At 46.7% G+C, this 8,985-nt stretch carries 12 protein-coding genes; all 12 read right to left on the reverse strand.

What is annotated here, in order from left to right; all coding sequences use genetic code 11:
- Positions 1-13 precede the first annotated feature (13 nt).
- The 12 genes from rplV to rpsL all read right to left on the reverse strand — a co-directional run bounded on the left by rplV (position 14) and on the right by rpsL (position 8,929).
- Positions 14-346 carry a 50S ribosomal protein L22 gene (gene rplV / locus KNO72_RS14565; protein ID WP_012727672.1) on the reverse strand — a complete coding sequence of 111 codons (333 nt, stop codon included), beginning with the start codon at positions 344-346 and terminating at the stop codon, positions 14-16.
- A gap of 20 nt (positions 347-366) precedes the next feature.
- On the reverse strand, positions 367-642 hold the full coding sequence (gene rpsS / locus KNO72_RS14570) for a 30S ribosomal protein S19 (RefSeq protein ID WP_012727673.1): 276 nt from the start codon (positions 640-642) through the stop codon (positions 367-369).
- Positions 643-708: 66 nt separating this feature from the next.
- On the reverse strand, positions 709-1,539 hold the full coding sequence (rplB, locus tag KNO72_RS14575; protein ID WP_012727674.1) for a 50S ribosomal protein L2: 831 nt from the start codon (positions 1,537-1,539) through the stop codon (positions 709-711).
- Between the two features lie 34 nt (positions 1,540-1,573).
- Positions 1,574-1,855 (reverse strand): 50S ribosomal protein L23, encoded by a 282-nt coding sequence (gene rplW, locus KNO72_RS14580; RefSeq protein WP_012727675.1) that lies wholly within the window; start codon positions 1,853-1,855, stop codon positions 1,574-1,576.
- Entirely contained in the window at positions 1,855-2,478 is a 624-nt protein-coding gene (rplD, locus tag KNO72_RS14585) for a 50S ribosomal protein L4 (RefSeq protein ID WP_026824833.1), read from the reverse strand. The genes rplW and rplD overlap by 1 nt, the downstream gene beginning before the upstream one ends.
- 28 nt (positions 2,479-2,506) lie before the next feature.
- Complete coding sequence (rplC, locus tag KNO72_RS14590) at positions 2,507-3,133, reverse strand: 50S ribosomal protein L3 (protein ID WP_012727677.1); 627 nt, start codon at positions 3,131-3,133, stop codon at positions 2,507-2,509.
- A 61-nt stretch (positions 3,134-3,194) separates the two neighbouring features.
- Positions 3,195-3,503 (reverse strand): 30S ribosomal protein S10, encoded by a 309-nt coding sequence (gene rpsJ, locus KNO72_RS14595; protein ID WP_074032438.1) that lies wholly within the window; start codon positions 3,501-3,503, stop codon positions 3,195-3,197.
- Positions 3,504-3,880: 377 nt separating this feature from the next.
- Entirely contained in the window at positions 3,881-4,390 is a 510-nt protein-coding gene (locus tag KNO72_RS14600; protein ID WP_078147867.1) for a hypothetical protein, read from the reverse strand.
- 108 nt (positions 4,391-4,498) lie between these two features.
- Complete coding sequence (tuf, locus tag KNO72_RS14605; protein ID WP_078147868.1) at positions 4,499-5,686, reverse strand: elongation factor Tu; 1,188 nt, start codon at positions 5,684-5,686, stop codon at positions 4,499-4,501.
- 113 nt (positions 5,687-5,799) lie between these two features.
- Positions 5,800-7,878 (reverse strand): elongation factor G, encoded by a 2,079-nt coding sequence (gene fusA, locus KNO72_RS14610; protein WP_012727681.1) that lies wholly within the window; start codon positions 7,876-7,878, stop codon positions 5,800-5,802.
- Between the two features lie 112 nt (positions 7,879-7,990).
- Positions 7,991-8,458 (reverse strand): 30S ribosomal protein S7, encoded by a 468-nt coding sequence (rpsG, locus tag KNO72_RS14615; RefSeq protein WP_012727682.1) that lies wholly within the window; start codon positions 8,456-8,458, stop codon positions 7,991-7,993.
- Between the two features lie 48 nt (positions 8,459-8,506).
- On the reverse strand, positions 8,507-8,929 hold the full coding sequence (gene rpsL, locus KNO72_RS14620; protein WP_012727683.1) for a 30S ribosomal protein S12: 423 nt from the start codon (positions 8,927-8,929) through the stop codon (positions 8,507-8,509).
- Between the last annotated feature and the right edge of the window lie 56 nt (positions 8,930-8,985).

Below are 8,985 nucleotides of genomic sequence, written 5' to 3' on the forward strand. Positions count from 1 at the left end.
TACATATCCCTCCTTATTTCTCAGTTACCACGATGTGGATGTGGCTTGTGCGTTTGTTAATACGGCTTGCGCGACCCATCGCACGTGGGCGGAAGCGTTTGAGTGTTGGACCTTCGTTTACGTAAGCTTCTGTTACAACGAGGTTCTCAATGTTCATATCGTAGTTGTGCTCTGCGTTAGCAATCGCTGATTTTAATACTTTTTCAACGACTGGCGATGCTGCCTTGTTCGTGTGAGCAAGGACAGAGAGCGCTTCGCCGACTTGTTTCCCGCGAATTAAGTCTACAACGAGACGTGCTTTGCGAGGAGCAAGACGGACCATATTAGCTGATGCTTTAGCTTGCATGGATTTGACCTCCCCTCAAATTACCGTTTCGTTTTCTTGTCTGATCCGTGACCTTTGTAAGTGCGTGTTGGAGCGAATTCACCAAGTTTGTGACCAACCATGTCTTCTGTCACGAATACTGGTACGTGTTTACGACCATCGTGCACACCGAACGTGTGACCCATGAATTCTGGGAAGATCGTCGAGCGACGTGACCAAGTTTTGATGACTTGCTTCTCACCAGATTCGTTGAGTTTGTCAACTTTAGCGAGTAAGTGGTGATCTGCGAATGGACCTTTTTTCAAGCTGCGACCCATGTTAGAACCTCCCTTTGGAATGATTCGGGAACGGCCCTTTCGAACCGCCCGAGAATCATGTAGTAATTATTTCTTACGGCGACGAAGGATGTACATGTCGCTCGATTTGTTTTTCTTACGAGTCTTAAGACCAAGAGCTGGTTTACCCCAAGGAGTAAGTGGGCCCGAACGACCGATTGGCGCACGACCTTCACCACCACCGTGTGGGTGATCAACCGGGTTCATTACAGAACCACGTACTGTTGGGCGTTTGCCTAACCAACGTGAACGTCCTGCTTTACCGATGTTTACGAGTTCGTGTTCTTCGTTACCAACTGAACCGATTGTCGCGCGGCAAGTGCCGAGGAACAAGCGTGATTCACCTGATTGAAGACGAACGATGACGTACTTGCCGTCACGTCCTTGGATTTGTGCCGATGCACCAGCCGCACGAACTAGCTGACCGCCTTTACCAGGCTTAAGCTCGATGTTGTGGATTGTTGTACCGACAGGGATGTTTACGAGTGGAAGAGCGTTCCCCACTTTGATATCCGCTTCAGGACCAGACATGATTTCCATGCCTACTTTGATGCCCTTAGGAGCGAGGATGTAACGTTTCTCACCATCTACATAGTTGATGAGTGCGATGTTTGCTGAACGGTTTGGATCGTATTCGATCGTTGCTACGCGTCCTGCAACGCCATCTTTGTTACGTTTGAAATCGATGATACGGTATTTACGCTTGTGACCGCCACCTTGGTGACGAACAGTCAAGCGACCTTGGTTGTTACGTCCGCCTTTTTTCGAAAGCTTTTCAGTTAACGATTTTTCAGGGCGATTCGTTGTGATCTCTGCAAAGTCGAGAGATGTCATGTTACGACGACCGTTAGTGGTCGGCTTAAACTTTTTGATTGCCATCGAGGATTCCCTCCTTTTCTTCTAAGGTAGTTAATTAACCGAGGAAGTCGATTGTGTTGCCTTCAGCAAGGGTTACGATCGCTTTTTTACGACGAGCTGTGTAACCAGAGTGACGACCGACACGTTTCGCTTTCGGTTTGTAGTTCATTGTGTTTACCGAAGCAACTTTCACGTTGAAGATTGTTTCGATAGCGTGTTTCACTTGCGATTTAGTCGCTTTTACGTCGATTTCGAAAACGTATTTGTTAGCTTCCATGAGGCTAACTGAACGCTCAGTGATGATCGGACGTTTGATGATATCGTATGCTTGAGCCATTATGCAAGCACCTCCTCTACCTTCGCAACCGCATCTTTAGTGAAGATGACTTTGTCGTTAGCAACGAGGTCAAGAACGTTTACGCCTGCTGCGTCGATCACAGTCACTCCTGGGATGTTACGAGCTGCGAGAGCGATAGTCTCATTGTAGTCCGCTGTGACTACAAGAGCCTTACGTTCTACTGATAAGCTGTTGAGTACAGCAGCCATATCTTTTGTTTTTGGTGCATCGAAAGCAAGGCCTTCGAGGACGATGAATTCGTTGTTTTGTACTTTCGACGAAAGAGCCGAGAGAAGTGCTAAACGACGAACCTTCTTAGGAAGTTTGTAAGAGTATGAACGTGGTGTTGGACCGAAGACTGTACCACCACCAACCCATTGTGGTGAGCGGATAGAACCTTGGCGCGCACGACCAGTTCCCTTTTGTTTCCATGGTTTACGGCCGCCACCGCGTACTTCCGAGCGACCTTTCGTATCGTGAGTACCTTGACGGCGTGATGCTTGTTGCATGACGATTGCGTCGTAAAGTACTGATTCGTTTGGCTCGATTCCGAAGATGGCTTCTGCCAATTCGATTTCGCCAACTTGTGAACCTGTTTGGTTAAGCAAAGCTACTTTAGGCATTCGTAATTCCTCCTTTCCGTGCAGTTAATTAGTTACCTTTGACCGCTGATTTGATGATGACGTTCGATTTACGAGCGCCTGGGATAGCACCTTTCACGAGGAGAAGGCCACGTTCCACATCAACTTTAACGACTTCAAGGTTTTGAATTGTTTTACGCTCTCCACCCATTTGACCAGGAAGAAGTTTCCCTTTAAATACGCGGTTAGGAGCGACAGGACCCATCGAACCAGGACGACGGTGGTAGCGCGAACCGTGAGCCATTGGTCCACGTGATTGTCCGTGACGCTTGATCGCACCTTGGAATCCTTTACCTTTCGATGTACCTGTTACGTCTACTAATTCACCTGCAGCGAAAATGTCTGCCTTAATCTCTTGACCGATTTCGTATCCTTCTACTGAAGTACGAACTTCTTTGATGAAGCGCTTAGGTGTCGCGTTTGCTTTCGCAGCGTGACCTTTTGATGGTTTGTTTTGACGTGATTCTTTGATGTCTCCGAAACCAAGTTGAACTGCTTCGTAACCGTCTGTGTCAACTGTTTTAAGTTGAAGAACGACGTTACCTTCTACAGCAACTACTGTTACTGGTACAACTTCGCCTGCTTCGTTGAAGATTTGAGTCATACCAAGTTTTGTTCCTAAGATTCCTTTAGCCATGAGATACACCTCCTGTTAATAATTAATTGTCTCTTCTGGCTAGTATCTACTATATGAAGAATTAAAGTTTGATTTCGATGTCTACACCTGATGGTAACTCGAGACGCATAAGCGAATCGACTGTTTTCGGTGTTGGGTTTACGATGTCGATCAAGCGTTTGTGTGTACGCATTTCGAACTGCTCACGAGCATCTTTGTACTTGTGAACCGCACGAAGAATCGTGTAAACCGATTTTTCAGTTGGGAGCGGGATTGGACCCGATACCTTTGCACCTGAACGCTTCGCAGTGTCAACGATCTTCTCAGCTGATTGATCGAGAACGCGATGGTCATATGCTTTTAAACGAATACGAATTTTTTCATTTGCCATGTTTGTTTCCCTCCTTTGTCGCCTACTTTAAAAATAGACAATTCTCCGCGGAAATTTCCACACCGGCCATGGCAATGCTGCCTGGCGTGTCATAACCTCCCGCTTCAACGCAGCGTGCTTGTGTCAGCAGAGGCATCCGATCATTGCAAATCAACGATTGGACCCGTTTTCTGCTGTAAAGTCTCTCACCACTCGCACAAACACTTAATCATTATATCTAATCTAGTCATGGAATGCAAGATTAGATTTTTGAAGTTGCTGGTTGTCTGATGAGTTGCTCAACGTTCCCTAATGTAACAAGATTCGCGAGCTTTTGCAAGCAAAAATTCATTCTTTTATTGAACTATTTTTCAAACGAACTCCCATGTCAACTCGACCTAGCGTTTCATCACCTCTCCAAAACGCTCTGTCACCCCTTCTATGACCGATTGTGGCGCTCGTTTTAAACAGTCTTGAACAATTCCTTCATTAACACTGTGCGTCTTGAAATAGCGGAGCAATGACGCTAATTTATCCTCTCGTCCGATGACCGTGTAAAGGACGACCCACTCTTCTAGGTGCATCCATTGTCCATCTGGTTCAATGAAAGGATGCGTATAGATTCCGTCGGTACACTTCATTCGGAAACTAGACATGACGTCCACATCTGTTCCCTCGAATATATACTCTCCAAAGTAGGTCGTTACGTATGCGTCGTGAGGATCTGATGGTTTCTTCTCCCCAGCACGACTAAGTACACGATCGATTTTTTCAAACTGGTCCGGTTCAACAAAAACATCGATGTCATTCGTTACCTCGACGATGCCATGATGCTTCAACAGCTCAGAACCGCCAATGCGATACTCAATCCCATTCAAGCGACAAATAGTCTCTAGTTGCTTCAGCATGACGCCACTCCTTTCTCGTATGCCTCATCTTACCATGTTGTGATGGAAACACAAAAAAGCAGCCCGCATATTGCGGACTGCTTAATGTTGTTCAGTTGAATCAATCGATTACTCGATGATTTCTGTTACTGAACCAGCACCTACAGTACGGCCACCCTCACGGATAGAGAAACGTGTACCGTCTTCGATCGCGATTGTAGAAATCAATTCGATCGTCAACTCGATGTTGTCTCCTGGCATTACCATTTCAGTACCTTCTGGAAGGTGAACGATACCTGTTACGTCAGTTGTACGGAAGTAGAACTGCGGACGGTAGTTCGCGAAGAATGGCGTGTGACGGCCACCCTCTTCTTTAGAAAGAACGTAGATTGATGCTTTGAATTTAGAGTGTGGTGTGATTGAACCTGGCTTAGCAAGTACTTGTCCACGCTCGATGTCGTCACGTGATACACCACGGAGAAGTGCACCGATGTTGTCGCCAGCTTCAGCATAGTCAAGAAGCTTACGGAACATCTCTACACCAGTACATACAGTTTTCTTCGTTTCTTCTGTAAGACCAACGATTTCGATCTCGTCGTTGACGCGGAGAACACCACGCTCAACACGACCAGTCGCTACAGTACCACGACCAGTGATTGAGAATACGTCCTCAACAGGCATCATGAAGTCTTTTTCAGTGTCACGAACTGGTTCTGGGATGTACTCATCAACAGCGTTCATGAGTTCCATAACTTTTTCTTCCCACTGAGCTTCACCGTTAAGTGCGCCAAGTGCAGAACCTTTGATTACAGGGAGGTCGTCGCCTGGGAAGTCGTATTCAGAAAGAAGTTCACGGATTTCCATTTCAACGAGTTCGAGAAGCTCTTCGTCGTCTACCATGTCAACTTTGTTCATGAATACTACGATGTAAGGAACACCTACTTGACGTGAAAGAAGGATGTGCTCACGTGTTTGTGGCATTGGGCCATCTGTTGCAGATACAACGAGGATCGCGCCGTCCATTTGAGCAGCACCAGTGATCATGTTTTTAACATAGTCAGCGTGTCCTGGGCAGTCAACGTGTGCGTAGTGACGCTTGTCAGTTTCGTACTCGATGTGAGCTGTTGCGATTGTGATACCGCGCTCGCGCTCTTCTGGAGCACCATCGATTTGGTCGAACTTAGTAGCTGTTTTACCTTGTGCACGTGAAAGTACAGCAGAGATTGCTGCAGTCAAAGTTGTTTTACCGTGGTCAACGTGGCCAATTGTACCAACGTTAACGTGCGGCTTAGAACGGTCGAATTTTTCTTTACCCATTCTAGATTCCTCCTCTATTAAACGATTAGTTTTATTTAACTAGGAAGACGTAGGCTACTTTTAACATACGTCCTCCTTAGCTTACAACAATCAATCTAGCGATACAACCGTTATTAGCCGTTCGCTTTTTTGACGATTTCTTCAGCGATTGATTTCGGTACTTCTTCGTAGTGATCGAAGTGCATCGAGTACGTTCCGCGTCCTTGTGTACGTGAACGAAGTGATGTTGCGTAACCGAACATTTCTGAAAGTGGAATCATCGCTTTAACGACTTGTGCGTTACCGCGAGCTTCCATACCTTCTACGCGTCCACGGCGTGACGTGACGTCACCCATGATGTCACCCATGTATTCTTCTGGGATAACAACTTCAACACGCATCATTGGCTCAAGGATAACAGCTTTCGCTTGGTCCTTAAGTTGTTTAACCGCCATCGAAGCAGCAACTTTAAACGCCATCTCGTTCGAGTCGACATCGTGGTACGAACCGAATACGAGACGAGCTTTAACGTCTACTACTGGGTAACCAGCGAGGATACCGTTTTCGAGAGCTTCTTCAATCCCGTTTTGAACAGCAGGGACGTATTCACGTGGTACAACACCACCGACGATCTTGTTCTCGAACTCGAATCCAGCGCCTTCTTCGTTCGGCTCGAATTCTACGACAACGTGACCGTACTGACCGCGTCCACCAGACTGACGAACGAATTTCGAATCGATCTTCGCAGCGCCACGGATTGTTTCACGGTAAGCAACTTGTGGTGCACCAACGTTAGCTTCTACTTTGAATTCGCGACGCATACGGTCAACGAGGATGTCAAGGTGAAGCTCACCCATACCAGAGATGATCGTTTGACCAGTCTCAGGGTTTGTTTCAGTGCGGAATGTTGGATCTTCTTCTGCGAGTTTCGCAAGAGCTTGACCCATCTTATCTTGGTCTGCTTTCGATTTAGGCTCGATTGCAACCGAGATAACTGGTTCTGGGAACGTCATTGACTCGAGAACGATGTTATCTTTCTCAGAGCAAAGCGTGTCACCAGTAGTCGTGTCTTTGAAACCAACAGCAGCGGCGATGTCACCAGCGAATACCATTGGAATCTCTTCACGGCTGTTTGCGTGCATTTGAAGGATACGACCGAGACGCTCACGCTTCCCTTTAGTCGAGTTCTTCACGTATGATCCCGCTTCAGCTGTACCAGAGTACACGCGGAAGAACGTCAATTTACCGACGTAAGGGTCAGTCATAACTTTGAACGCAAGTGCTGAGAATGGAGCTTCGTCAGAAGGCTCACGTGTGATTTCTTCTTCTGTATCGAGGTTGATCCCTTTGATTGACTCTACATCAACTGGTGATGGGAGGTAATCAACAACTGCGTTAAGCATGAGCTGAACACCTTTGTTCTTGAAGGCAGAACCAACGAGTACAGGGTAGAATTCAACGCTAAGTGTCGCTTGACGGATTGCAGCTTTCAATTCATCGATTGAAATCTCTTCACCTTCAAGGTACTTCATCATCAACTCTTCGTTGAAGTCAGCAACACCTTCGATCAATTGACCGCGAAGTTCTTCAGCTTGGTCAGCCATGTCAGCTGGGAAGCCATCTGTTACTTCGATGTCAGTACCGAGGTCGTTGTTGTACATGTAAGTCTTCATTTCAACGAGATCGATGATCCCTTTGAAATCGTCCTCTGCTCCGATTGGGAGTTGGATCGCGTAAGCGTTCGCTTGAAGACGATCGTGGAGCGTCTTCACAGAGTACAAGAAGTCTGCGCCGATTTTATCCATCTTGTTGACGAATACGACACGTGGTACACCATATGTCGTCGCTTGACGCCATACAGTTTCTGTTTGTGGTTCTACACCTGACTGAGCGTCAAGTACAGCAACCGCACCATCAAGTACACGGAGTGAACGTTCAACTTCTACAGTGAAGTCTACGTGTCCAGGTGTATCGATGATGTTTACACGGTGGCCATTCCACTGTGCAGTTGTCGCAGCCGAAGTGATCGTGATTCCACGCTCTTGCTCCTGCTCCATCCAGTCCATTTGTGAAGCACCTTCGTGCGTTTCACCAATTTTATGGATACGACCTGTGTAATAAAGAATACGTTCAGTTGTTGTCGTTTTACCGGCATCGATGTGAGCCATGATCCCGATGTTACGAGTATTCTTTAGGGAGAATTCTCTTGCCATACTGGGTATTCTCCTTCCGCATGTTTGATTTTCGTGTGCGCGCACACGATATGATTATACCCGAAAGCCACTCCGTTAAGCCATGCTTGGCGGAGTGGACTTTACGATTAAATTACCAACGATAGTGAGCAAACGCTTTGTTAGCTTCTGCCATCTTATGCATGTCTTCGCGTTTCTTAACAGATGCACCAGTGTTGTTGGCTGCATCCATGATTTCGTTCGCGATACGTTGCTCCATCGTTTTTTCGTTGCGGAGACGAGCGTAGTTCACGAGGTAACGAAGACCAAGTGTTGTACGGCGCTCTGGACGAACTTCTACAGGAACTTGGTAGTTAGCCCCACCTACACGGCGTGCTTTAACTTCAAGTACAGGCATGATGTTGTTCATTGCTTCTTCGAACACTTCCATAGGCTCTTTGCCTGAGCGTTCAGCGATGATGCCAAATGCGTTGTAAATGATAGTTTGAGCTGTACCTTTTTTACCGTCTAACATGACACGGTTAATGAGGCGAGTTACCAATTTCGAGTTGTAGATCGGATCTGCGATAACGTCACGACGTTCTGCACGGTTTTTACGCATCCGAGTACCCTCCTTTCAAAATTTCAATTGTAGTTTAGTTGGCGAAAATTACTTCTTCGCAGCTTTCGGACGTTTCGTACCGTATTTAGAACGGCCTTGCATACGTCCATCAACACCTGCAGTGTCAAGCGCACCACGAACGATGTGGTAACGTACCCCTGGTAAGTCTTTTACACGTCCTCCACGGATAAGAACAACGCTGTGCTCTTGAAGGTTGTGGCCAATACCTGGGATGTACGCAGTCACTTCGATTTGGTTAGTCAAACGAACACGAGCATACTTACGAAGCGCCGAGTTCGGTTTCTTCGGAGTCATTGTACCAACACGTGTACAAACACCACGTTTTTGTGGTGAGCTCACGTTTGTTTGTGACTTGATGAAACTGTTGTAACCTTTGTTAAGTGCTGGAGAGTCAGATTTCACGACTTTCGATTTACGTCCTTTACGGACTAACTGGTTAATAGTAGGCATCTTTGAAGATCCTCCCTTCCTGAATGTTGCTATTTTCTAGTCCCACCGACCCGGGT

Origin of the sequence: Exiguobacterium sp. s123 (assembly GCF_018617075.1) — a bacterium.
Classification (GTDB): Bacteria; Bacillota; Bacilli; order Exiguobacteriales; family Exiguobacteriaceae; genus Exiguobacterium; species Exiguobacterium profundum.

Coding starts and splice junctions, on each gene's coding strand:
- rplV (WP_012727672.1), bottom strand. CDS start 346: ATGCAAGCTAAAGCATCAGCTAATATGGTCCGTCTTGCTCCTCGCAAA.
- rpsS (WP_012727673.1), bottom strand. CDS start 642: ATGGGTCGCAGCTTGAAAAAAGGTCCATTCGCAGATCACCACTTACTC.
- rplB (WP_012727674.1), bottom strand. CDS start 1,539: ATGGCAATCAAAAAGTTTAAGCCGACCACTAACGGTCGTCGTAACATG.
- rplW (WP_012727675.1), bottom strand. CDS start 1,855: ATGGCTCAAGCATACGATATCATCAAACGTCCGATCATCACTGAGCGT.
- rplD (WP_026824833.1), bottom strand. CDS start 2,478: ATGCCTAAAGTAGCTTTGCTTAACCAAACAGGTTCACAAGTTGGCGAA.
- rplC (WP_012727677.1), bottom strand. CDS start 3,133: ATGGCTAAAGGAATCTTAGGAACAAAACTTGGTATGACTCAAATCTTC.
- rpsJ (WP_074032438.1), bottom strand. CDS start 3,503: ATGGCAAATGAAAAAATTCGTATTCGTTTAAAAGCATATGACCATCGC.
- KNO72_RS14600 (WP_078147867.1), bottom strand. CDS start 4,390: ATGCTGAAGCAACTAGAGACTATTTGTCGCTTGAATGGGATTGAGTAT.
- tuf (WP_078147868.1), bottom strand. CDS start 5,686: ATGGGTAAAGAAAAATTCGACCGTTCTAAGCCGCACGTTAACGTTGGT.
- fusA (WP_012727681.1), bottom strand. CDS start 7,878: ATGGCAAGAGAATTCTCCCTAAAGAATACTCGTAACATCGGGATCATG.
- rpsG (WP_012727682.1), bottom strand. CDS start 8,458: ATGCGTAAAAACCGTGCAGAACGTCGTGACGTTATCGCAGATCCGATC.
- rpsL (WP_012727683.1), bottom strand. CDS start 8,929: ATGCCTACTATTAACCAGTTAGTCCGTAAAGGACGTAAATCGAAAGTC.